A 24,128-nucleotide genomic window follows, 5' to 3' on the forward strand; every position below is an offset into this window, starting at 1 on the left:
TAAAGCAGGGTTATGAAATCGACATTCTTTTGCATCGATGGACATACGTGTGGCAATCCGGTCCGGGTCGTCGCAGGCGGCGCGCCGCGGCTGGAAGGCGCGAACATGATCGAGCGACGTGCACATTTTGAGCGCGAGTTCGACTGGATCCGTACGTCGCTCATGTTCGAACCTCGGGGCCATGAAGTGATGTCGGGCAGTATCCTCTATCCGCCGACCCGTTCCGACTGTGACGTTGCCATCCTGTTTATTGAAGTCAGCGGCTGTCTGCCGATGTGCGGCCACGGCACCATTGGAACGGTAACAACAGCCATCGAGCACGGTCTGGTGCGTCCGCGCGAACCCGGTGTGCTGCGTCTGGACACGCCGGCCGGTCTCGTGGTTGCCCGCTACAAGATGGACGGGGACAACGTCGATTCCGTGCAGCTCATCAATGTCCCGTCATTCCTTCACTCGACGGACCTGACGGTCGACGTCGAGGGGCTCGGCGAAATCCGCTTCGATGTCGCCTACGGTGGAAATTTCTATGCGATCGTCGAACCGCAGAAAAACTTCGATGGCCTTCACACACTCACGCCTTCGGATATTCAGCGTCTGAGTCCGATCCTGCGCCAGAAAGCGAACGAGAAGTATCAGTTCGTTCACCCCGAGAAGGCGGAAATCCGTGGTCTGAGCCACGTGATGTGGACGGGTGAGCCGACGGTCGAAGGGGCAAGTGCACGCAATGCCGTGTTCTACGGTGACAAGGCCATCGACCGGTCGCCTTGCGGCACGGGGACTTCCGCCCGAATGGCACATCTGGTCGCCAAGGGCAAACTGAAGATCGGTGAACGTTTTGTTCATGAAAGCATTATTGGAACGCTCTTCAATGGTGTGCCGGAAGAAGCGACCAGGGTGGGTGAATTCGACGCGATTATTCCGAGCATCGAAGGGTGGGCGCGAGTGACGGGACACAACACGATCTTTGTCGATGACCGTGATCCGCTCGCCAAAGGCTTTTTGTTGAAGTGATCTACCGCGGCCCGTGGGTCGCTCAAAAATCGGCTGGGGAATTGAAATGTTGATCCTGAAGAACGCACGGGTCCTGGACGTGAATCACGAAAACGACTCGGCCCGTTATTCAATTGTCGTCGACGGCGAGGTCATCAAGGACGTCACTCGCGAACCGGTGTCGATAGATGGCGCGCAGGTTATCGACGTGGGGGGCAAGACGGTCATGCCCGGGATGATCGACTGCCATGCGCACGTCATTGCATCGGTTGCGCACCTCGGTACCAACGGACGTTTGCCGAACACCTTTGCCGTCTTGCGGGCAGTACCGATACTGAGCGGTATGCTCAACCGGGGTTTCACAACCGTGCGGGATGCCGGCGGCGCCGACTACGCGCTCTCACGTGCGATCGAAGAGGGCGTGATCGCCGGACCGCGCCTGTTCGTGGCCGGTAAGGCGCTGTCGCAGACGGGCGGTCACGGCGACTTCCGCGAGCGCTTCGACAACTCCGATCCCGACCCCTGCGGCTGTCACCGCAATCTCGGGGCGATCGGCCGCATTGTCGATGGCGTGGACGACGTACGCAGGGCCGTGCGCGAAGAGATGCGCGCCGGCGCACACCACATCAAGATCATGGCGTCGGGTGGCGTTGCGTCGCCAACGGATCCGATTGGGAACCTGCAGTTTTCCGTCGACGAGGTCAAGGCGATCGTGGAGGAAGCGGCGTCGCACCAGACTTATGTCATGGCGCACGCCTACACCGGTAAGGCGATCTCCCGCGTCGTGAAGCTCGGCGTACGCACGATTGAGCACGGCAATCTGATCGATGACGAGGCGGCGGCTGTGATGGCGGAGTTCGGCGCGTTTGCGGTGCCGACGCTCGTTACCTATGACGCGATGAACAAGGTCGGTGCGAAGTCCGGTGTGTCAGAAAGTGCGCTCGCTAAAAACGAGAACGTTCGTATTCAAGGCCTGAAAGCGCTTGAGCTGCTCAAACGCAACGGGGTGAAAATGGGACTAGGCACCGACCTGCTGGGCGACATGCACGAGTATCAAAGCGACGAACTGAAGATCCGTTCGGAAATTCTCGGTGCTTTTGAAACTATCTGTCAGGCCACGGCGGTGGGCGCCGAAATCGTTGGGCAGCCGGGCCGTCTCGGGGTCGTCGCCGCGGGAGCATTCGCTGACCTGCTCGTCGTCGATGGTGATCCGCTAACAGATATCAGCGTCCTTACCGGGCAGGGCGAGCGCATCGCTGGCGTGATGAAGAACGGCGCGTGGGTACGGAAAGCGTTGCAGTGACGCAGCGCCGCTCATTGGATTTTGGATCCGAAAGCCGATGCCGTGGTAGCATGGTCACTGTATCCTGAATCCTTTAGTGAAACTGATCATGCCTCCAGTAGCCGCCAAACGTCGCACCAGGGAATCGTCCACGATGAGTGAAGTCATCGCGGACGAAAGCACGCGCAAGATTGTCCGTCCCACGACAGTCGAGCTCGTCACGACGGCGATTCGGCAGCGAATCCTGAGCGGCGATCTGGCTCCGGGTGAGCCTTTGCGGCAGGAAGCGCTCGCCGAGGAACTCGGCGTCAGCCGCGTTCCTATCCGTGAGGCCATCACTCGTTTGACCGCAGAGGGCTTGCTGACCAATGTCCCGCACAAGGGCGCATATGTCTCTGAACTTTCGATAGACGAGGTGAAGGAGACGTTCGACATCAGGCTGCGTCTTGAACCGTGGATCTTTTCCGAAGCGATCCCGCGCATCGGCGAGGCCGAGATGGACAAGGCGGAACGGCTTGTCAAGGAAATGGACAAGGCAGACTCGGGCGTGTGGGGACAGTTGAACTGGCGTTTGCACGAAACGCTCTATCTGCCTGCGCAGCGCGATATCACGCTGCAGATGTTGCGGGTCTTGCATGACCGCTGCGATCGTTATTTCCGCTTTCAGGCCGTGCAGGTACCGATCCGCGAACAGTCGCATGACGAGCATATGGCCTTGGTCGAGGCATGCAGGAATCGCGACGCGAAGCGTGGGGCCAAACTGCTTGAGCAGCACGTCAAGACGGCCGCACAGCAGATCATGTCGGTTGTCGAAGCGGTGGTGACGCGCTGATTTCGCCATCGTCGCAAGGCCCGTTTCACTGTTTCCTGATGCGGGCGAGAATGCGGTCGAGCGCGCTGGCTTGAGCGCGGAATACCCCTTGCGATTCAAGGTCAGCGGTCATTTGCTCGTTTAGGCCGCCAGGCGTGGAAAATTCCTTCGAGAGTTCGGCGAAGGATTCACGTCTTGTATTGGCAGTGCAGGCCAGCCCGTTAAATAGCGACGCAAGATAGGTGCGCGCGTTGGGATAGGGGATGCCTTGTTGATGCAGCCACGTCGCCTGCGCTTCGATCATGGCAAAGAAACTTCCCATCAACGAGGTGGAGGCGAACAGACAGTCAAAAGCGTCTTCGTTCTCGACAGGAATAGCGGCGCCGAGCGGCGCAAACAGTTCGGTGGCGACACGGTCCTCTGGGTAGATGATGGTCGGCCCCATCGCCTGCGCGACCATCGGCAAAGGGGCAAGACGGACGATATGCTTTACCTCGGGCATCAATGCCGCAATTCGCTCGCGATTCCACGTCGCAATGAAACTGAGGATGTGGTGCGTCGGCGCCAGATGAAGCTGCGACAGCACCTGCTCTGCAATCTGAGGTCGCACGGCGAGGCAGAGCAGGTCGCATCTGTCCGCGACATCCTGATTGTCCCGGCCGACGCGAACCAATGCATGTCTGCCTGACAGCCTTGCTGCTGTTTCCTGATTGCGAGGTGATACCCAGATCTCGCGTAGCCCACGTGGCGCCGCAGCAAGGCCAGTGACAATCGCTTCGGTGATTGTCCCCGTGCCGATAAAACCTATTCGTTCAATCATTTCCGAGCGTCCTGGATGAAGGGACAAGCCTATTCTGGACGTAAATTCTCGCGGGGCGCGACGTATCGTCGGCGTCAATCTCCAGTGTTGCGGTGAAAGACGCAATTTGCGCGAACACATCTTCGCCCACACTCACGACGGGTACGTTCAGGGCATAGAGTTCGTTGGCAGCAATAACACCTATGGCGAGAATCAGGTCGCGTTCTGCCAGTACGATGCCGCTGGGGCCTGTCCCATTGCGCAATGCTTCAGCCAGCACGCTGCTGCTGGAGCTGGACCCGCGCGCCCGCGGCATCACAAGCATCCGGTCTTTCAGGCTTTGTCCGTAGCCCGCATGTGTCTTGTCGACGATCACCCCGTTTTCAGCGTCGTAGCCGCCCCAGAAGCTCAACGGGGGGAGCGAGATGGTAAGGCCGCTTGCGCGCCCCGGCACAAGGACCTGGCCGTCAAACTCGAGAGTGGGCGGGATCGTGGTCATAGGTCTAGCCGGCCAGTTCATCAGTGCAAACTCTCCCTTCGAAGGCGGAGCGAACACATTCGGTCATGCTCCCGAACGCGACTGTGACGCCGATGTTCGCAGGGGCATAGTGCGCCCACTTCCCTGAGTTAGTCATCACCCGTCCCTTGATCTGTTTCATCACGGGGGTGATGTAAGTGCATGTGTCCACCACAATCTGAACGCCGCGCGAGGCCAGTTGCTGGGCGAGCCCTTCCTCTTCGATCTGCCAGAGAACATAACGGCTCGTATTGACATAGAAGTCGCATCGGAGCGGCCCCTTGTGTGATTCGAACAATTTGGCGAGCCGGTGAAACTCGTCGACCGAAAAATGCGGTGTTCCCAGACTGATCGCGGCGAGTGGCTCACTGGAGCGAGCATCGTTCCACTTGCGATGGATCGCGACCAGGTCCGCCTCGCTGACAACAATCGTCTGCTCCGGCTCGCCGCCCTGTAGCGCGGCGTCAAGCGTCGGAGCTTCTGGGGTAATTCCTACTGCGTGGAAGAGTGCCACTGAGCCGCTGGATGCGGCCGCAGCGCCAAGAGATTTCAATTCGTCTTCTGTCGTGTCCGCGGGCAATCCAGTGATCGCGGCTACCGTTGCTCCAGCTTTAAGGCCGAGAAGAAAGCCGAGAGCGGCGAAACAGGCGTCGCGCCGCGATGAATCGCTGAAGTCGGGCGCTGCGAACACAAGACGGGCGGCCCGGTTTTCGGTGACATGTAATCCGGCATACGGGACCCGGCCGGCAATTGCCGCCGCGAGATCGAGAAAATCGCCGTAGCGACTTGTGCGGGCGCCCAAAACCGAGTTGGCGAAAACGATCGCATTCGATTCAGCCCACGCGATCTGATCGCCCAGGCGTGGGCGGTGTTTTAACTGGTACGGCGCGCACGTGAAAGTCGCTTCGCACCCGAGTTCCAGATGCGCCTCCATCAGGCGCTTTGCCGCGCTCGCAGTTGCCGGTTTGCCGCGATACAACTCCGGGTGGATGAGGTCGAGCGATCCGACATTGAGTGTGGTCGGGACGGTGACCCGCGTTCCGGACGCGACAAATCGCTCGACGAAATCGAGACTCACGGATCCGTGGTACAGACACCCGTCGATATGAGCGGAGGAAACATCGACCAGTCTTTGAGCGTTCATCACGTGCGCCGTGGCGACGACTATACGCATCGCAAGCGCTGCGCCATCGCCGAATTCACCGCTTAGCATTGCTTTGTCACGAACCGATAGTTCAAGCACCTTCGCCTCTTTGTTGGGGTCATGCGCAACAGGAATGAGGATACCGCACGTTCGTGTTGGGGACCACGGATGGCCGCGTGGACGTTCACTGAATTTGCCGCGCTTAACGCGGTGAACGACGCGCCGCTTTCGCGGCATGGCGCCTTGTGAGGGTAAAGCGCAAGCCCGTTGCAGAACGAGCGGTCTGCTGAGCAGCCCACGCTAGCAAAATGCATCGGATCTATAGCGTATTTTGTTCGTTACGTATTCGCTGAAGAACACCTACGATGGCCCCTTGAGTGTTTCAAGGAAAGCTCGTGAGCAGCTCACGACAACCATCGTCGATGATCCACGAAGACCCCGGCGTCAATCTCACCACAGGCGAAGAGCGCGCAGCGCTGTCGCGCGGTGATGACGCTTATGGCCGCATCCGGCGCGATATCCTGTCCTGTCGGTTCATGCCGGGCTCGACCGTTAGCGAGAGCCAACTGATGGACACCTACGCGATCGGCAAAAACAGTTGCCGGATCGCGCTGGTTCGTCTGGTGCAGGAAGGCTTTATCCGGTCGATTCCGCGCCAGGGCTACCGTATCGCCCCAGTCACGCTGAGGGATGTCGAAGAAGTCTTCACGCTGCGCGTACAACTCGAGCCGCTGGCGGCGCGGCTCGCATGCGGGCGCGTCGACATCGCGTTGCTGCGGCGTCTCGAGGCAGCGTGCCGGGTCCCGCATCCGGAGCGCGCGCTGTCCGATCAGATCGACGTATTTCTCGATGCGAATCGCGATTTCCATCTTGCCATCGCGGCCGCGAGCGGCAACGAACGACTACACCGCACGCTGGCGAGCCTGATGGACGAAATGTGCCGCCTCGTCGCGCTCGGCTTCGGCGTGCAGGGCACGAAGCCCGAAATCAAGCACGACCACAATGCCATGATCGACGCATTCGAAGCCGGCGATGGCCGCCGCGCCGAAACTATCGCACGCCGGCATATCGAAACCTTCCAGAGCATGACCATGGAGAAGGTTTACGCGAGCCTGTCGAGTGCCGGCGCGTCGTTGCCGGTCTTCACCGTGGCGGAGTTGCGGCGATGACGGCCCAGGCCATTTCATTGCGCGGCGTCGAGAAACGGTACGGCGCGCTGCCGGTGCTCGAACGCGTGGCGTTCGACGTCGCGGAAGGTGAGACGGTCGCGCTGCTCGGCACCTCCGGCTGCGGCAAAAGCACTCTGTTGAATATCGTTGCGGGCCTGGTCGATCCGGATGAGGGCGAACTCTGGATCAACGGCAGGCGAGCAGAGGGCACCCGAGAGCGCCACGCGCTCGCCTACATGTTTCAGGAGGACCGTCTGCTGCCGTGGCGCACGGCGCGCGCGAATACGGAGTTCGGCCTTGAAGCGCAACGGCCGCGTGTGCCTGCGCGTGAACGCCGTGCGCGCGCGGATGCCGTTCTCGACCTGGTAGGCCTCAGCGCTTTTGGTGACGCTCATCCGCACCAGTTGTCCGGTGGCATGCGCAGCCGCGTTGCGCTGGCGCGCAGCCTCGTCACCGAGCCCCGCATTCTTTTGATGGACGAGCCGTTTTCGAAACTCGATCCGCAGACGCGCGAGCAGATGCATCACGAACTATTGCGCATCCGCGAGTTGCAGCAGATGACCGTCCTGTTCGTGACCCACGATGTGGAAGAGGCTGTCGTACTGGCCGACCGCGTAGTCGTGCTGGCGCCGCGCCCGGGCCGCGTGCGCGACATCGTCAAGGTGGACCTGCCGCGCCCGCGCAGCGCCACAGATCCCGCCGTCGCCGAGGCGATCCGCCAACTCCGTTTGCTGCTCTGATCCATGTCTACAGCTTCATCCCATTCCTTTTCTGGTCTTGTCACCCAGCGTGTCGTGCTCGTCGCGCTGTTGATCGCCGCGTGGTGGCTCGCGTCACTGCGGATGCCGCAATTCGTGCTGCCCGGGCCCGTGAGGGTCGGTACGGCATTCGTATCGCTGTGGCAAAGCGGCACCTTTTTCGAAGATCTCGGCATCACGCTGTACCGGGTGCTGGCGGGTTTCGTGCTGGCGGCACTGGTCGGCGCGCCGCTCGGTATCGTGCTCGGTTCGAATCCGCGTGTGGCGGGTTTTTTTGAGCCGTTGCTGTCGATCGTGAACACGGTGTCGTCGGCGATCTGGGCGGTTTTCGCGATCATCTGGTTCGGCATCTCCAATGCGACGACCATCTTCGTCGTCTTCATGACGGCCATGCCGCTGATTCTGACCAACGTATGGCAGGGCGCACTGACGGTGGATCGTCAACACGTCGAACTGGCGCGCAGTTTCCGGATGACGTCCGCCCAGATCATGCGCAAGATTTTCCTGCCGACCATCCTGCCGCATTTCTTTGCGGGCGCGCGGCTCGCGTTCGGTTTCGGCTGGCGCGTGTCGCTGGTTGCGGAGACGATCGGTTCATCGAACGGGATCGGTTACCGGTTGCGCCAGGCGGCGGATCTCGTGCAGACGGACCAGGTATTTGCGTGGACAGTGACGCTCGTCGTTCTGATGCTGGCGCTCGAGGCGGGCGTGCTCAAGCCGCTCGAACGGCGGCTCTTTCGCTGGAAGAAAGCGGCCTGACCACAGAAGACTAACCACACTACGGGGCATAGACCATGAGACGTATCCCTTTACTGAAACAGGCCGTGCTGTCGGCGGCGATCGTGGCGGCCAGCCTGCTCGGTGCCGCACGCGCGGTTCAGGCGGAGCCGATCCGCGTCGGCTACTGGACGAGCGGCGTGAGCCTCGGTTTCGGCGCCGTGCTCGAAGCGCAGAAATTCCTGCAGCAACGTGGACTCGACGTTCAGTTCGTGCGCTTCGCCGATGTCAACGCGCCCAATCGCGCGCTCGCCGCCAATGCGATCGACTTCGCGTTCGCCGCGCCGGCCGCAGCGGTATTTAGCACGGCGGCCGACGGCGTGCCGTTGAAGATCGTGCTGGCGACCCAGCCTGCGGACGTCGAATTCGTCGTGCCGGATGATTCGCCGATCAAGGCGCTTACGGAACTGCGCGGCAAAAAGGTTGGCATGTCGCCCGCCGGCAGTTCGGTTGCGGCCATTGCGACGGCTGTGCTGCAAGGTAATGAGGGCATCAAAAGCGGCGACTTCTCGCTGGTGCCCGGAAATGAGTCACGTCTCGCGCAATTCCTCGTGCAGAAGCAGGTCGACGCCGCCGCCTTGCGCTCGGTGACGATCGCTCAGTTACAGGAGTTGAAGGTGCGCCGTCTCGGCAGCTTCGGCGACCAATGGAAGAAGCTCACGAAGTCCGACGCAACGCCTTATATCGGCGTCAGCGCGATCCGGGCCGACTACCTGGAGAGGCATCCGCAGGACGTCGCGAAGCTGATCGCCGGCATGCGCACCGCGCTGCAGTGGGGCGCGACGCACCACAGTGAGGTGGCGGCGATTCTGCAAAAAAGCGCCAACCTGCCGGCGAACGACGCGCAAGCGTATGCCGCACGCTGGTCCGATATCAATCGTGTGACCTTCGAACCGATCGATCTCGAGACGCTAAAACGCGAGCACCAGATTTTCGTCGACGGCGGGGTCATCAAGGGCAAGCTGCCTGACGACCTCTTCGCCACCGGCCCCTACATCGAGTCGAAATCGATTCAATAGATTCAATAGATTCAATAGACACAACTGGAGCACAACATGGCATCACCCATCCCATCCACGATGAAAGCGCTCGTTTTGCACGAACACGGCGACCTGGATCAACTGAAGGTCGTGACCGACAGACCCGTGCCGGCCGCGGCGGCGGGCAGCGTCGTGATTCGCGTGCGCGCTTCGTCGTTCAACTATCACGATGTGTTCACCGTCAAGGGCATGCCGGGCATCAAGGTGCCGCTGCCGGTGGTGATCGGCCTCGATATGGCCGGGGAGATCGTCGAGGTGGGTGAAGGCGTCGACGGCTGGAAGCCGGGTGATCGCGTACTCGTGAATCCGCTGAATCGCGAAAAAGGCCTGATGGGTGAAATGCTCGACGGCGGCATGGCGCAGTACTGCGCGGTGTCGGCCGAACAGCTGATTGCGCTGCCTGACGCGGTCAGTTTCAATGACGCTTCGGCGTTGCCCGTCGCTTACGGTACGGCGCACCGGATGCTGATCACGCACAACACGGTAAAAGCCGGCGACCGCGTGCTGATCCTCGGCGCAAGCGGCGGCGTGGGGACGGCTTGCCTGTTGCTTGCAAAGCAGCTCGGCGCGGAAGTGATCGCGTGTGCGGGCAGTGACGAAAAAGCCGCCCAACTCAAGGCGCTGGGCGCGGACCATGTCGTCAACTACAAGACCACCGACTTCTCGAAGTGGGCCATCGGTCAGTACGGCAAGCCGCAACGCCGGACCTACGAAGGCGGCGTCGATGTCGTCGTGAACTTTACGGGCGGCGACACCTGGGTGCCGTCGCTGAAATGCCTGAAGCGCGGCGGCACGCTGCTGGTGTGCGGCGCGACTGCCGGCCATGCGCCGGTCGAAGATCTGCGCTACATCTGGAGCTTCGAGCTCAAGGTGATCGGCTCGAACAGCTTCTATGACGACAACCTGCGTGCCCTGCTCGATCAGATCAGCAAGGGTGTGCTCAAGCCCTCGATTGATCGTGCACTGCCGCTCGAGCAGGCAGCCGAAGGCTTGCGCCTGATTCGCGATCGCGAAGTGCTCGGCAAGGTCGTGGTCAATCCCTGAACATCGATTAAAGGAAACAACATGAGCGAAGCAACATTGCCGACGCCCCAGGATATCGAGGCGCGTCTGCGCCGTGGGCCTTTTCATGAATGGCTCGGTCTGAAGGTGATCGCGGTGGCCGATGGCGAAATCGAACTGAGCGCGACATGGCGCGAAGAGTGGGTGGTGAATCCTGACAAGCGTTACACGCACGGCGGGATCCTGGCGGCACTGGTCGATCTGGCCGCGGACTGGGCGCTGGTGTCGAAGACCGGTCGCGGCGTGCCGACCATCGATCTGCGGGTCGACTATCACCGCGCGGCGTTGCCGGGCGACCTGCGCGTGAAGGGCAAGCTCATCAAGTTCGGCTCTCAGGTCTCGACCGCCGAGGCCCATGTATTCGACGCCGACGGCAAGCTGGTGGCAAGCGGCCGTGGCGCGTACTCGACCGCGGCGCAGCCCGCTAAAAGCTGATGCTCAAACTCGACCATCTCGTCATCAACACGCACTTCGATATCGACGCCGCTCACGTTCAGTTCGAGCAGCTCGGTTTCACGTTGACGCCGCGCGGCTACCACACACTCGGCTCGATCAATCACGCCGTCGTGTTCGGCGGACACTATCTCGAACTGATCGGCCTGCCGGCGGACGGCAAGACCATTCGCGAGGAAATCGTTTCGAGCCCGCTCGGCGCGGATGGTCTTGTGTTCCGCATCGACGATCCAGAGTCGACGTTCACCGGCTTGCGTGCGGCGGGCTTCGACGCCACGCCGCCGCAGACTTTTTCGCGGCCCGTGCCGCCGCTGGGCGACGCGCGATTCACGACGGTCCGGCTGGCGCCCGGTCAGTTGCCCGGCGGACGCGTCTATTTCTGTCAGCACCTGACGCCCGAACTGGTGTTTCGCGACGAGTGGCAGTCGCATGCCAACGGCACGTATGCCCTTGAACGCCTGCATCTGATCGGCGCATCCGCCGACACCTATTCGCGTCTGGGCGCACTCGCACCCGGCTTCGAACTGGTGTTCTGGAACCGGGAGGGCTTCGACTCGCAGTTCGGGCCGCTGGCGGAGCATGTCGTCGAGCGTGCGGCACGCTATGCGGCGATCACAATCCGCACGCCGCAGTGGCGCGAGATAGGGGAGCGGGCGGCCGCGGCCGGTTTGCCGGCGCAGACGGAGCAGGATCGCACGCTGGTGGCGTTGCCGCGCTTCGATACTTTGCTGGAATTTATCCGATGACGTTCCCGCTCAATCTCGGTGCGTTGATCGCTCGCGATCAGGACCCGCACGCGCTGGCGCTAGTCGGTCTCGAGGAAGGACAGCAACCGGCTCGCTACACTTTCGGCGAACTCGATGCGATGGCCGACGGTGTCGCGCGCACCTTGAGCGCTACGTATCAGCGGGGCGATCGCATTGCCGTGCTGGCAGCCAATTCGGCACAGTACATCGCGACCATGCTGGGGGTCATGCGCGCGGGCTTGATCGCGGTGCCGGTCAATTTCAAGTTTCCGAGGGCGCTGATCGCGGATGTGATCGCCGATAGCGGTGCGCGCCTCGTGTTTTGCGATCAGCGGCGCGTCGCCGACGTGCCGGACGGACTGCCGTGTGTGGTGTTCGACGAACCGCACAACCCGTCGGCGAACACGCCGTTGTCCACTACGCCCGTCACGTTTTCGGCCTATACCGCTTACCGCGAGTGGCAGCAGCGCGCACCGTTCGACGTCCACGTTCCCGAACCGGGCGAAGCCGCTCTGATTCTCTACACTTCGGGTTCGACCGGACGTCCAAAGGGCGTCGTGCTATCCCATCAGAGCCATCTGTGGGTCGTGCAGACACGGCTCGCGGCGCAACCATTGCACGACGAACGCTTGCTGATCGCGGCGCCGCTGTTCCATATGAATGCGCTTGCGCTTGCGTTTCTGGCACTGGCCGCGCGCGCGACGACGGTGTTGCTGCCGCAGTTCAATGCGCGCCACTACATCCGCGCAATCGATGCGTGGCGCTGCACCTGGCTCACGTCCGTTCCGCCGATGATCGCCATGATGTTGCAGGAGCGCGAGTTGCTCGCGCAGACCGATCTTTCGCCGGTGCGTTACGTGCGCATGGGATCGGCGCCGGTAAGCGACGCCTTGCTGGCGCAGATCCATACGTTGCTGCCGAACGCGAAGGTCATCAACGCATACGGCACGACGGAGGGCGGACCGGTGGTGTTCGGACCGCATCCCGCCGGTCTGCCGACACCATCGCGCTCAGTGGGCGTGGCGCACCCGCTGGTCGATCTGCGGCTGGTCGACCCGCACGGTGTGGAAGTGGAGGAGGGCGAACTGGAAATGCGCAGCCCGGGGCTCATGAACGGCTATCACAACCGGCCCGAGCTGATCCAGCCGATTACGCCGGACGGCTTCTATCGCACGGGAGACGTGTTTCAACGCGACGCTGACGGCTTCTATACGTTCGTCGGCCGGCGTGACGATATGTTCGTCTCAGGTGGCGAGAACATTTTCCCGGGCGAAGTCGAAACCATGCTCGAACGTCATCCGTCGATTCAGCAGGCTTGCGTCGTCCCTGTTGCGGACGAGATCAAGGGGACCAAGCCTGTCGCGTTCGTCGTGCCGAAGCACGGCGCGGCGCTCAATGCCGAAGACGTCAAGGCTTTCGCGCTCGCGCACGCACCGGCGTATCAACATCCGCGTCACGTGTGGTTCGTGGACGCCATACCGCTCGCGTCGACCAACAAGGTCGATCGGACCGCCCTCAAACAATGGGCGGCAGAACGCGTCGCGGCTGACCTTTCCTCCGCAAGGATTCGATAAATCATGAAGACGATCCACGCCACCTTGCTCAAGGCCGTTTGCAGTTCAATGCTCGTTCTCGACGCCGTGAGTGCGCATGCGCTCGACACCGTCACCGTGGGTCTCGCCATACCGCCTGCCGTGCACGACGGCGCACCGTATGCCGCCGCCGACAAGATGGGTCTGTTCAAGGAAGAGGGTCTCGACGTCAAGCTGATCGTGTTTCAAGGTGCGGGCGCGCTGATTCCGCAGGTGGCGAGCAAACGCATCACCTTCGGCTATCCGACCGCTGAGCCGGTGCTATCGAGCTATCTGAACGGCGGCACACCTGTGCCCGTACGGTATTTCTACAATGGCGTGCCGGCCAACACGATGGAGTTCGCCGTGCTCACGTCTTCGCCCGTAAAAACGATTGCCGATCTGAAAGACAGGAAGATCGGCGTGGGCGCGCTGAGCTGGGGCACGATTCCAGGCGGACGCGCGGCGTTGCGCGAGGCCGGTCTCAAGCCCGGCGAAAACGTCGACTATGTTGCGGTTGGGGCATTGGGCGCGGGTTTTCATGCGCTGAAAACGGGTGCTGTCGATGCGCTCAATTTCAACAGTAGCTGGGACGACATGCTCGAACTATCAGGCACGCCGATCCGGCGCATCCGCTACCCGGCGGTGTTCGACGAAACCGCGGGCAACGGCTTCATCGCGCATCGAGATACCTTTACGGAGCATCCGGATCTGATCGCGCGTTTCGGCCGTGCCTATACGAAGGTCCAAATCGTGTGTCAGACGAACCCCGCGTTCTGCGTCAAGGCGTTCTGGGCCGAGCATCCGGAATCGAAGCCGCAGGGCGACGAAACGAAGAATCTGCGTGAAGCGGTCGAACTGCTCAAGCGTCGGCTCGACCGCATCCTGCTGACTCCGGACGGCAAACCGCGCCAGGCCGGCGCGTACAACCTGCCGGCTGTGAAGGCGAATCTGGCGGAGATGCAGAAGGTCGGTGAATTCCCCAAGGGCGAGGTGCCCATCGAGCAGGTCTTCTCGAATCAGTTCGTTGCCGAGTTCAGCCGTTTCGATGCGGCAGCCCTTCGCGACCGTGCGAGGCAGCAATGAGCGCGCGCATTGAGGTGACGCCACATACGGCGCTGATCGACGTGGCGCGAGCCATCGTGCTATCCGGCTTTTCGCCGCACGCCGAGCTCGACGTCACCGCACGGCAGCGGCAGCACGACGGCAGCGAGTGGGAGAGCGTCAACCGCTTCGTGGCGGACGAAACCGGCACAGTCGATCTGCGTACCGCGGCGCCGGTGTCCGGCGACTATGCGGCGAGCGGGGTGCAGCCGATGGGGGTTGTCTGGTCGATGCGCTGCGTGAAGGAGGCGCCTGGCGCCGATAGCATCGAGCCTTTGCAGGTCGACCTCGAGGTGCGCGACTCGCATGGCGCGACGGCGCGCGCTTCATTCGTGCAGCAGATCCAGGCCGAGGGCGTGACGCGTCGCGAGGTCCATGCCGACGGCGTGGTGGGCACGCTGTTCATTCCCGCGACGCCTGGCCCGCATCCGGCCGTCGTCGTACTCAACGGTTCTGGCGGCGGCATCAACGAGCCACGCGCCGCGCTGTACGCTGCCCATGGCGTCGCGGCGTTGGCGCTTGGCTATTTCAAGGCGCCCGGATTGCCGCCGACCATCTCCCGGACTCCGCTCGAATACTTCGCGCGGGCACTGGACTGGCTGCGCCAGACTGTACAGCCTCGCAATGGGTTCGTAGCGGTGGCCGGCCAGTCACGCGGCGCCGAACTTGCGTTGCTGCTCGGCGCGACGTATCCGGAGCGCGTGTCGGGCGTGATCGGCTACGTGCCGAGCGCGGTGCTGCACGGCACGCTGCGCGCGGGCGCCGCCGATGAACCACCGGATTCGGTGGCGTGGACACTCGCCGGCAAACCGCTGCCTCACGTCTGGGAAGACAACCGCCACGCGGACTGGAGCGCCTTCCGCCATCCGCCCACGCCCGGCGAACCGCTCCGCCAGGCGCCCGCCTTCGTCTCGGCACTCGACGACTCGGCCGCCGTGGCCCGCTCGCGCATCGCGGTCGAGCGGATCGCCGCGCCGATCCTGCTGATTTCCGGCACCGACGACGGCTTCTGGCCATCGAGCCACTACGCCGCGATGATCGTCGACGATCTGACGCGGCGCGGCTTCGCGCATTCCGTCGAGCATCTGCGTTATGAAGGCGCCGGCCACTCGATTCTGTTCCCGTACGTGCCGACCACGCTGGTCGCACGACCGCACCCGGTCGCGGGCGTGCGAATCACCGCGGGCGGTACGGCGGCCGCCAATGCACATGCGAATGAAGCATCCTGGCCACGTGTGCTGCGTTTCATCGAAACGGCGAGCGGCGCGGCATGAGTTCCACGACTTCCTTCACCGATGCATTCACTGCCGAGCGCATCTCGGTGCGGTATCAGACCCGCGGCGGCACGATCGACGCGCTGCGCGACATCGATCTGCGTATCGCGGGCGGCGAGTTCGTCACGCTGCTCGGACCGTCCGGTTGTGGAAAGTCGACGCTGCTGAAAGTGGCCGCCGGCCTGATCACGCCGACGGGCGGTCGCGCCACGATCGGCGGCAAGCGGCTCGATCGGCCCGGCCGCGACGTAGGCGTCGCATTTCAGAAGCCGAATCTGCTGCCGTGGAAAACCGTGCTCGCCAACGTGATGTTGCCGGCACACACGCTGCGTCTGCCTCTCGCACCCGCAGTGGAACGCGCCAGGGACTTGCTGGAACTCGTCGGTCTTGCCTCGTTCGCGGACAACTATCCGGCTGAACTCTCCGGCGGCATGCAGCAGCGCGTCGGACTCGCGCGGATGTTGCTGCATGATCCGGAACTCCTGCTGATGGACGAGCCGTTCGCCGCGCTCGATGCGATGACCCGCGAATCATTGACGCTGGAATTGCAGCGCATCTGGATGACGCAACGCAAGTCGGTGCTGTTCATTACCCACAGCATTCCAGAGGCAGTTTTTCTGGCCGACCGCGTGGTGGTGATGTCCGCTCGGCCCGGCCGCATCATCGACGATTTCGTCGTACCGCTCACGCGTCCACGCAACGCCGACACGATGGCGAGCGCGGCCTTCGTCGAGGCCTGCCGTTATCTGAGGGGACATTTCCAATGACCACCCGACGCGCACGGCCCGCTGTGCCGGCCTTCGTCTATCCGCTCGTCAGTCTGATCGTGGTGATCGCCGTCTGGCAGGCTGCGGTTCGGCTGTTCGCCATTCCCGACTACATTCTGCCCGCGCCGAAGCAGGTGTTCGATGCGCTCGTAAACGGTTTCGCCGACGGCACGTTATGGCCGCATATTGGCGCGACGCTCGTCGAAACTCTGGCGGGCTACGCGATCGGGTCTGCGCTGGCGGTTTTGCTGGGCGCGCTGCTGGCGGAATCGCGCATGTTCGAGCGCTTCGTGTTTCCTCTCCTCGCCGGATTGCAGGCGATGCCCAAGGTCGCGTTAGGGCCGATCATCCTCGTCTGGTGTGGATACGGTAGCGCGTCGAAGATCGTGCTCGTCGTGCTGGTCTGCTTTTTTCCGCTCTTCATCAACACGGTCAACGGACTGCGGCGCGCCGATCCGGATTTGCTCGACGCGTGCCGCGCATTTTCCGCGTCACGGGCGTTTCTGTTTCTGCACGTGAAGTTACCTTCAGCCGCCTCGGAGATTTTCAGCGGTTTGCAGATCGGGATTTCACTTGCGCTAATCGGTGCGGTGATCGGTGAATTTCTTTCGTCGCAGCGCGGGCTTGGCTATCTGATCAGTTCGTCGTCGGTCAACATGAGTGTGGCGACGATGTTCGCAGGCGTGGTGCTGCTTGCCGTGATCGGCGTGAGCGGCGCGCAGATCGTGCGGGTGCTGCAGCGGCGCGTCGTGTTCTGGGAACAGCAGTCAACCCGCACGATGACTGACACGTCGGCGTAAGGCTTGCTGGTCAGCGTCCGGAACTTTGATTCAGGACGGACATGCTCAGGTATCCCGGAAGGCTCCGGCGCACATCAGATGCGCCGATTGCTTACGCTTGAGTTTTGACGAGCGTGAGCTTGCAATGAGAGATGTGCCGCAGCAGCGTCACCTCTCACCTCTCCCAAGTATTGGTATCTCCTATAGCCAGGATAATCAACCAGTCTTGGACACCTCTAGCCGCATCGGCGCATCCTCCCTCCATCAGTTCTTAATCAGCCCCCTACGGTTCGACATCGAAAGCGTCGGTTCATGAGAAGTCTCGCGACTTCATCATCAGCGCGATCGATTTCAAATTTGACCTTCAGTCAATCGATGATCCTGAGGGGTGGTAAGCGCGTTGTCGTCCGCTCAACGGTCAATATCAGCCCACTGGAAGCGTGGGGGTCGTGCCTGGATTCCGCGCTATGACGAGATGATCCGCACTGCCTCAGATTCGACGAATTCAAAAGGGGTATTTCAATGAAAGCGCTTGCAGCACCACCCATAGACGCCGATCGCGATGACGAGGATATCGTGTCGAATAGTGCTGTGACAGAGATTCATGCTGAAGATACTCATCAAGGATCGGCTGATACGAGAGAGGCAGTGTTGCTAGTTATTGCGATGGTGGTCATAGCGATGGCTCTTCGACCCGGCATCGCCTCGATCGGGCCGGTATTGCCGCTCATCAGCCGGGAGTTTTCACTTTCGCATGCAATGGCGTCATTGTTGACGACCATTCCGATTCTACTCATGGGGCTGCTGGCGCTGCCGAGCCCGTGGCTGGCGCGGCGCTTTGGAAGAAACGGCGTATTGCTTGGGTCTCTCGTATTGCTATTTGTATCGATGTCGGCACGCACATTTGCACCGAACGTCTCGATACTTCTGTTGACTACAGCAGGGGTAGGAGCCGGAATCGCGATAGCCGGAACGTTGTTCGCGGGGCTTATCAAGTCCAGGTTCCCAACCAAGGTTGCGATGTTCATGAGCATCTATGCAATCGCGCTCGCGTTCAGTAGCAGCGTCTCTGCTGCCGCGACCGGGCCGATCGCAGCGATTGCGGGCGCCAATGGCTGGCGACTTGGAACAGGTGTCTGGACGCCTGTCGCGCTGATAGCGGTTTTCGCGGGGCTTGCAATCCTTGTATGGGAAAGGCGGAAGACTGCGGTTGTAGTCAACAGGGCGGCGCGCGCAGCACGATTACCGCTGAAGAACCGGACAGCGTGGCTGATTGCGTTGTTCTTCGCCTGCGACAATTTATTGTTCTTCGCGTTGCTGTCCTGGACTTCGCCAATATATCTGGAGCACGGACTGTCCGCGGCGTCGGCAGGCATTCTGCTCGCAACCTACACAGCGGCGTTTACGGTTGGGATTCCTGTGTTCGGGTTTTTGAGCCGGGCCCATGACCGCCGTGGGTGGCTCGCCGCTTGCGCGGTGCTCGCGGCAGTAGGGACGCTGGGGCTGGCATTGACGCCGTTACTCATACCCCAAGTCTGGATTGCCATTGCGGCGTTTGGTCTGGGCGGCGGTTTCACACTCGGCATGACCTTGCCACTCGATAGCGTGCACGACGCGGACGAGGCTAACACGTGGAATGCATTCGTCATGACCGTGGGTTACCTGCTTGCGGCTGCCGGGCCCTTGCTTGTCGGCTCGCTGCGAGATTTGACGGGCTCTTTTGCGGTTCCAGTCTGGCTTTTGTTTGTCGTTGCGCTCGGAATGCTTGCATTGACACCGTTCCTCTCACCTCGTAGATGTCGAAGTTCACTGCCTATCCCCATACTTGTTCCACATACGGACAATTCGGCGCGCTAAACGGAGATAAAAAATGAATGCGTTTATCAAATTGTGGAAGCAATCGGGCGTATTGCCCAGCCTGCTATTGGTGTCGATCGCCATGACTGCCGGCTTTCCGCTGGTCTCTACAGCGGCGTTCGCCAAGACCGTCACTCAGCCTTCATCAGGCAAGGACGCTGTGCCGGATGACTACTTTCATACCGGCGCAGGGTCGCGATATTTACGCCGTGCGGATGCTGATCTCGTCGTGGAACCTCTGCGTGGCAATATCACCGTGCTAATGGGTTCCGGCGGAAACATCACCGTCCTGTCGGGCAAGGATGGCAAGTTCCTGGTTGACGCGGGCATCAGCAAATCGCAGGTAAAAGTGCAGGCGGCACTCGACAAGATCAGTCCCGCACCGCTGAAATACGTGGTCAACACGCATTGGCATTGGGATCATACCGATGGCAATGCATGGATGCATGCGGCCGGCGCCACCATCGTCGCGCAGAAGAATACCCTGAGGCATTTGACCGAAACCACTCATGTCAATGCCTGGAACTGGACCTTCGAGCCGGTGCCGGCAGGTGCGCGTCCGACGCTGATTGTCGACCATGAAAAGACCTTTAACTTCGATGGAACGCGCATCGAAGTCGAAAACTTTGGCCATGGCCATACCGACGGTGATGTGTGGATCTACTTCAAAAAGGCCGATGTGCTGGCCCTCGGAGACACCTTCTGGAATGGCATTTATCCGTACATCGATAACGAAGATGGCGGCGACATCAATGGTGCGATCGAATGGGCCAACAAGGCTGTGGCATTCACGACAGATCACACGATCGTAATTCCCGGCCACGGTGCGGTGGGTACACGCGCGCAACTGATCGAGTTTCGCGACATGTTGGTCGCGGTACGCGACAACGTCGCAGCCTTGAAAAAGCAAGGCAAGTCATTGGACGAAATTATTGCCGCCAAGCCCACAGCCGCGTTTGACGCCAAATGGGGGAATTTTGTGTTCAATGGCGACCAGTTCACAAAGATGGTCTACGCCGGTCTGCAATAAGCCCTATTGGCAAGCCACTGTCTTGAGCGGGGCTTCCACGCCGCCGCTTCGCTCCGCTCATAGCGGATGTCTCATCACAGCGGCGGGCATGAGACTGGCAACGGTCTGTCGCAACCAGACGTTGCCGGGATCGCGATGGAAACGCGCATGCCAATGCTGCCTCACGGTGTAGCGCGGCAACTCGTACGGCACCACCAAATTGCGAATCGGCTCGCGGGACAACATGGCGAGTGCGTAATAGCGTGGCACGGTCGCGAGAAGTTCCGTCTCACTCACGATCTGCGCAACGGCCAGAAAGCTCGGCACCCGCAATGCGATGTCGCGTGTGACGCCAGCAGAAGCGAGCGCCTTGTCGACCATCGCGGTATGCCCCGTCCCTGGGTTGGAGACTTCCACGTGCCGTTCGGCGCCATAGGCGGCCTTGCCAAGCCGCTTTCCAATGCGCGGGTGCGAAAGGCTGGCAATACACTGAAAGTCCTGCTCGAACAGGGATTGCTGATAGAAGCCCGCATCGAGTTGCGGCATGTAACCCACCGCCAGGTCGACTGTGCCGTCTTCCAGCCGCCGTGGACTGTCGGAATTGATCTTCTCGGCCTCGACATGAATGCCTGGTGCGTGAGACTGCAGGTGGCTAAGCAGCCGCGGAAGCAGGGATATCTCGCCAAGGTCAGTCATGCACACACGAAATGTCCGATGGGAATTGACCGGGTCGAAGACGGGCGCGCCTGTTCGAGCGACTTCCAGGTCCTCGCGCACCTGGTGCAGCACGGGGTGCAGCGCGACTGCGCGCGGCGTTGGCCGCATGCCGCGTGAGGTGCGGATGAAGAGTTGATCGTCGTAATAGGCACGCAGACGATTAAGCGCGGTACTGGCCGCGCCTTGGGTAATGCCGAGCTTATCCGCGGCATTCGTCACACTCAGTGTCTTGTATATCTCGTCGAAAACCCAGATCCATTCCACATCAAGGGAAGCCATAGTTTCGTTCCAGGTGATATCAAGAATTTCGATACACTTTATCCTGCCGCTCGGTTGTCTGGATAGTGGTCCGGTGCAAGAATATTCGCACTCACCCCTTCTTTCCGCGTAACGACATTAAGCTGGATTAGACATGTCAACCAAGCACAACGGCGATTTTCTGCAAGCCAAAGGATCAACCACCACACTGCCAGGCGAGATCTGGCGTTGGCACGCGGTCGATATCGCTGCACAGGTTCGCGCAGGTTCTGTCTCTTGCGCGGAGGTGCTCGAGGCCTTCCACCAGCGCATTGATTCGGTCAACCCACGACTGAATGCCATTGTGCATGGGGACCGTAAGGAGGCGATCGAGACCGCGAATCGGGCGGACGATTTGTTGCGAAACGCACCCCACGAAGCCGGAATCCTGCATGGCGTACCGTTGACGATAAAGCTCAACGTCGACGTAGCCGGTGAAGCAACGACGAATGGCGTTCCGGCTTACGCTGCACGCGTCGCGCCCGCGGACAGTTCCGTGGTCGCCAACCTACGCAATGCCGGCGCGAACATCATCGGCCGCTCGAACGTACCGCCGTTTTCTTTCCGGTGGTTCACCGACAATCCCCTACACGGCAGGACGCTGAACCCGTGGCGGGAGGACATTACGTCAGGTGGATCGAGCGGTGGTGCCGGTGTATCCGTAGCGACCGGCATGTGCGCTCTGGCGCATGGCACCGACATTGCCGGATCTATCCGCTACCCCGCGTACGTGAACGGTGTGGTGGGCCTTCGTCCCACGCCGGGACGTGTCCCAGCCTATCACCCGACCACCAGCCAGCGCTTCTACGGCCTTCAGTCCATGTCCGCGCAGGGCCCACTCGCTCGATCGGTCGCCGATGCGTTACTCGGACTACGCGCAATGATCGCCGCCGATACGCGTGACCCAACATGGGTCGATGCGCGGTTGGAACACCCGGATGATTTTGCGCCAGTTAAGGTCGCCCTGATCGACGAGATTCCGGGAACCACGGTTTGTGCGGAAATCAAGGCAGCGCTCCAGCAGGCGGCGGTCGCGCTCTCAGCGGCCGGCTATGTTGTCGAGCGCGCGCTGCCCCCGGAAATTGAGCAGTGCGTTGGAGTCTGGCAGTCGATCGTAATGACGGAGTCTCGTCTTGGCATGATTGCCGGCGTGGATGCGATCGGAGACGCCGACATCAAACGATCGGTCCACAACATGGCTGATTGCGGGCCTACAGTCGACCTGAACGGTTACGTTCGGGCAATCGCACGGCTCGACGAATTACGTCGCAAGTGGAACGAATTCCTTGGCCGCTACCCAATTGCCCTGCTGCCCGTTTCATGCCGCCTGCCTCAACCGTGGGGCGCGGACCTGGGAACGGTCGATGAGATGCGTGCGCTCGTAGCCGCCCAGAGTCCCATGATCGCCACTGCAGCGCTCGGACTTCCTGGGATCAGTGTTCCAACGGGTCTGTCCAGTGGACTGCCGGTAGGCGTGCAACTGGTGGCCGACAGTTTTCGGGAATTGCGCCTGCTCGCGGCTGCATCAGTCATTGAATGCAATGCCGGCGCGACATCTGCTCTCGACTATAGGGCTGACTGAGATGCCCGGACCCGGATATTCCCGGGCTCCGTTTAAGTCACTACCCGGCCGGTATGACGCAGAAGTCGGGATGGCGAGTGCATCTTCGATTTCCGTACCGGTATCGACAAGCATTCAAGTGTGGGCAACGTACTCACAATCAGCAACGCGCACACGAGTCGCGCAATCAGGAGACTTCATTATGTCCTCAGCCAACTCTTCATCTGACGTGGTTGATGTCCAGGCTTTCATCGACCAGCAAAGGTTCTCTCCCTACCAGTGGCTTATTCTCGCGCTGTGTTTTCTGATCGTTGCCGCGGATGGTTTCGACACGGCGGCAGGCGGATTCGTTGCGCCCGCGCTTGCCAAAGAGTGGGGGCTGACACGGCTCGAACTCGGCCCCATACTGAGCGCTGCGCTCATCGGATCTGTAGTCGGTGCTCTTATCGCAGGTCCGCTTGCCGACCGCGTCGGTCGAAAACGTGTCCTGGTGGGTGCCGTTCTGTCGTTTGGTACATTCAGTCTCGCCTGTACGCAAGCCCATTCTACTGAAGTACTCACGATGCTACGCCTGTGCAGCGGCATCGGGTTGGGTGCGGCCATGCCGAACGCGACGACGATGATTTCGGAATATGTACCCGCAAAGCACAGGGGACTTCTGGTCAATGTGATGTTTTGCGGATTCACGATAGGCGCTTCCGCTGGTGGATTCGCAGCCGCTGTGCTTATTCCCGGATTCGGATGGAGAAGCGTGTTTTTCGTCAGCGGCGCTGTGCCACTCCTACTTGCCGTTGCACTTCTCATTTATCTGCCGGAGTCAGTTCGATTCATGGTCGCGAAGTCATGGCCCGCGGCACGCGTCAATGCGGTGCTCGGTCGTATCTCCGGCACGACGTTGACAGGACAACGATTCACACTTCACGAGCAATCTGGAGCTACCAGACAGACGTCCGTTGCGTTGATCCTGTCGAAGAATTTTCGTGCGGGAACCTTGCTGCTGTGGCTTACGTATTTTATGGGACTGCTCGTCTACTTCATGCTGACCAGCTGGCTTCCGACCCTATTGAAAGACAGTGGGATGACCTTGAAACAGGCATCTTTGATCACAGCGCTGTTTCCCCTTGGGGGCGGACTTGGGTCGATTGCCTGCGGATATTTCATGGACCGCGCTAACGCACATCGTGTCGTCGCCTTCACCTATATTCTGACCGGCGTCTTTCTCTGGAGCATTGGACAGCTTACCGGTGGCGTGCTCTTCGTTGGCGTGCTGATCTTTATTGCCGGGACCTGTTTAAACGGTGCGCAGGTTTCCATGCCGGTTATTGCCGCTGCATTCTACCCAACCAATGGGCGCGCATCGGGCGTTGCGTGGATGCTAGGCATAGGCCGGATCGGTGGCATTGTTGGGTCCATGGCCGGAGCAAGCTTCCTCCAGGCCGGATTCGGCATCGGCTCCATTCTAAGCATGCTCGCGATTCCGAGCTTCATCGCAGCCGCGGCTCTTTTATTGAAAGATTGTCTGGCACGGCGGCAAATACGTACAGACGTAATCCTGCAACAACTTACACCGGATTCCGACTAAACGACTACGTATCGATCTGAAGATCTCATATAAAGAAATATAGTTAGTATTGCTATTGTTTG

At 60.9% G+C, this 24,128-nt stretch carries 23 protein-coding genes and 1 pseudogene; 20 read left to right on the forward strand and 4 right to left on the reverse strand.

Going from position 1 to position 24,128, the window contains the following annotated elements; genetic code table 11:
- Positions 1–12: 12 nt before the first annotated feature.
- The 3 genes from PQR53_RS27555 (at position 13) to PQR53_RS27565 (ending at position 3,104) form a co-directional block, all read left to right on the forward strand.
- The gene (locus PQR53_RS27555) at positions 13–1,011 is read left to right on the forward strand and encodes a 4-hydroxyproline epimerase (RefSeq protein WP_408461086.1); all 999 of its coding nucleotides are present in this window, start codon (positions 13–15) and stop codon (positions 1,009–1,011) included.
- A gap of 46 nt (positions 1,012–1,057) precedes the next feature.
- On the forward strand, positions 1,058–2,293 hold the full coding sequence (locus tag PQR53_RS27560) for a metal-dependent hydrolase family protein (RefSeq protein WP_408461088.1): 1,236 nt from the start codon (positions 1,058–1,060) through the stop codon (positions 2,291–2,293).
- A 133-nt stretch (positions 2,294–2,426) separates the two neighbouring features.
- Positions 2,427–3,104: a GntR family transcriptional regulator gene (locus PQR53_RS27565; protein ID WP_408461091.1), complete on the forward strand. Its 678-nt coding sequence runs from the start codon at positions 2,427–2,429 to the stop codon at positions 3,102–3,104.
- A gap of 25 nt (positions 3,105–3,129) precedes the next feature.
- On the opposite strand, the gene PQR53_RS27570 is transcribed toward PQR53_RS27565, so the two are convergent.
- The 3 genes from PQR53_RS27570 to PQR53_RS27580 are packed head-to-tail and all read right to left on the reverse strand — an operon-like array spanning position 3,130 to position 5,642.
- Positions 3,130–3,903 (reverse strand): pyrroline-5-carboxylate reductase, encoded by a 774-nt coding sequence (locus PQR53_RS27570; protein ID WP_408461093.1) that lies wholly within the window; start codon positions 3,901–3,903, stop codon positions 3,130–3,132.
- The gene (locus PQR53_RS27575; RefSeq protein WP_408461096.1) at positions 3,896–4,381 is read right to left on the reverse strand and encodes an aconitase X swivel domain-containing protein; all 486 of its coding nucleotides are present in this window, start codon (positions 4,379–4,381) and stop codon (positions 3,896–3,898) included. The genes PQR53_RS27570 and PQR53_RS27575 overlap by 8 nt, the downstream gene beginning before the upstream one ends.
- Positions 4,382–4,385: 4 nt before the next feature.
- A complete protein-coding gene (locus PQR53_RS27580; RefSeq protein WP_408461099.1) occupies positions 4,386–5,642 on the reverse strand; it encodes an aconitase X in 1,257 nt (418 codons plus the stop codon).
- 296 nt (positions 5,643–5,938) lie between these two features.
- Between PQR53_RS27580 and PQR53_RS27585 the strand changes: the two genes are divergently transcribed.
- The 15 genes and pseudogenes from PQR53_RS27585 to PQR53_RS27655 all read left to right on the forward strand — a co-directional run bounded on the left by PQR53_RS27585 (position 5,939) and on the right by PQR53_RS27655 (position 19,930).
- The gene (locus tag PQR53_RS27585) at positions 5,939–6,712 is read left to right on the forward strand and encodes a GntR family transcriptional regulator (RefSeq protein WP_408461102.1); all 774 of its coding nucleotides are present in this window, start codon (positions 5,939–5,941) and stop codon (positions 6,710–6,712) included.
- The gene (locus tag PQR53_RS27590; protein ID WP_408461105.1) at positions 6,709–7,452 is read left to right on the forward strand and encodes an ABC transporter ATP-binding protein; all 744 of its coding nucleotides are present in this window, start codon (positions 6,709–6,711) and stop codon (positions 7,450–7,452) included. The genes PQR53_RS27585 and PQR53_RS27590 overlap by 4 nt, the downstream gene beginning before the upstream one ends.
- A 3-nt stretch (positions 7,453–7,455) precedes the next feature.
- The gene (locus PQR53_RS27595; protein ID WP_408461107.1) at positions 7,456–8,229 is read left to right on the forward strand and encodes an ABC transporter permease; all 774 of its coding nucleotides are present in this window, start codon (positions 7,456–7,458) and stop codon (positions 8,227–8,229) included.
- Positions 8,230–8,264: 35 nt separating this feature from the next.
- The gene (locus PQR53_RS27600) at positions 8,265–9,266 is read left to right on the forward strand and encodes an ABC transporter substrate-binding protein (protein WP_408461110.1); all 1,002 of its coding nucleotides are present in this window, start codon (positions 8,265–8,267) and stop codon (positions 9,264–9,266) included.
- A gap of 60 nt (positions 9,267–9,326) precedes the next feature.
- Positions 9,327–10,331, forward strand: coding sequence for a zinc-binding dehydrogenase (locus tag PQR53_RS27605; RefSeq protein WP_408461372.1), 1,005 nt, complete (start codon positions 9,327–9,329; stop codon positions 10,329–10,331).
- A 21-nt stretch (positions 10,332–10,352) separates the two neighbouring features.
- Positions 10,353–10,784 carry a PaaI family thioesterase gene (locus PQR53_RS27610; protein WP_408461113.1) on the forward strand — a complete coding sequence of 144 codons (432 nt, stop codon included), beginning with the start codon at positions 10,353–10,355 and terminating at the stop codon, positions 10,782–10,784.
- Entirely contained in the window at positions 10,784–11,548 is a 765-nt protein-coding gene (locus PQR53_RS27615; protein ID WP_408461116.1) for a VOC family protein, read from the forward strand. Before PQR53_RS27610 ends, PQR53_RS27615 begins: the two co-directional genes overlap by 1 nt.
- Positions 11,545–13,122 (forward strand): class I adenylate-forming enzyme family protein, encoded by a 1,578-nt coding sequence (locus tag PQR53_RS27620; protein ID WP_408461119.1) that lies wholly within the window; start codon positions 11,545–11,547, stop codon positions 13,120–13,122. Before PQR53_RS27615 ends, PQR53_RS27620 begins: the two co-directional genes overlap by 4 nt.
- 3 nt (positions 13,123–13,125) lie before the next feature.
- On the forward strand, positions 13,126–14,205 hold the full coding sequence (locus PQR53_RS27625; RefSeq protein ID WP_408461121.1) for an ABC transporter substrate-binding protein: 1,080 nt from the start codon (positions 13,126–13,128) through the stop codon (positions 14,203–14,205).
- The gene (locus PQR53_RS27630) at positions 14,202–15,497 is read left to right on the forward strand and encodes an acyl-CoA thioester hydrolase/BAAT C-terminal domain-containing protein (protein ID WP_408461124.1); all 1,296 of its coding nucleotides are present in this window, start codon (positions 14,202–14,204) and stop codon (positions 15,495–15,497) included. The genes PQR53_RS27625 and PQR53_RS27630 overlap by 4 nt, the downstream gene beginning before the upstream one ends.
- Positions 15,494–16,264, forward strand: a complete 771-nt coding sequence (locus PQR53_RS27635; RefSeq protein WP_408461127.1) for an ABC transporter ATP-binding protein — start codon at positions 15,494–15,496, stop codon at positions 16,262–16,264. Before PQR53_RS27630 ends, PQR53_RS27635 begins: the two co-directional genes overlap by 4 nt.
- Positions 16,261–17,064, forward strand: a complete 804-nt coding sequence (locus tag PQR53_RS27640) for an ABC transporter permease (protein ID WP_408461130.1) — start codon at positions 16,261–16,263, stop codon at positions 17,062–17,064. Before PQR53_RS27635 ends, PQR53_RS27640 begins: the two co-directional genes overlap by 4 nt.
- Positions 17,065–17,339: 275 nt before the next feature.
- A pseudogene (locus PQR53_RS27645) lies at positions 17,340–17,438 on the forward strand (cyanase); the annotation flags it as partial.
- 127 nt (positions 17,439–17,565) lie between these two features.
- Positions 17,566–18,900 carry an MFS transporter gene (locus tag PQR53_RS27650; protein ID WP_408461133.1) on the forward strand — a complete coding sequence of 445 codons (1,335 nt, stop codon included), beginning with the start codon at positions 17,566–17,568 and terminating at the stop codon, positions 18,898–18,900.
- A gap of 13 nt (positions 18,901–18,913) precedes the next feature.
- A complete protein-coding gene (locus tag PQR53_RS27655) occupies positions 18,914–19,930 on the forward strand; it encodes an MBL fold metallo-hydrolase (RefSeq protein ID WP_408461136.1) in 1,017 nt (338 codons plus the stop codon).
- Between the two features lie 57 nt (positions 19,931–19,987).
- On the opposite strand, the gene PQR53_RS27660 is transcribed toward PQR53_RS27655, so the two are convergent.
- A complete protein-coding gene (locus tag PQR53_RS27660) occupies positions 19,988–20,905 on the reverse strand; it encodes a LysR family transcriptional regulator (protein ID WP_408461139.1) in 918 nt (305 codons plus the stop codon).
- 133 nt (positions 20,906–21,038) lie between these two features.
- Between PQR53_RS27660 and PQR53_RS27665 the strand changes: the two genes are divergently transcribed.
- Together PQR53_RS27665 and PQR53_RS27670 are read left to right on the forward strand one after the other, a co-directional pair.
- Entirely contained in the window at positions 21,039–22,505 is a 1,467-nt protein-coding gene (locus tag PQR53_RS27665; RefSeq protein ID WP_408461141.1) for an amidase, read from the forward strand.
- A gap of 181 nt (positions 22,506–22,686) precedes the next feature.
- Complete coding sequence (locus PQR53_RS27670; protein WP_408461144.1) at positions 22,687–24,066, forward strand: MFS transporter; 1,380 nt, start codon at positions 22,687–22,689, stop codon at positions 24,064–24,066.
- Positions 24,067–24,128: the final 62 nt, after the last annotated feature.

Origin of the sequence: Paraburkholderia fungorum (genome assembly GCF_046027605.1) — a bacterium.
GTDB lineage: Bacteria > Pseudomonadota > Gammaproteobacteria > Burkholderiales > Burkholderiaceae > Paraburkholderia > Paraburkholderia fungorum_F.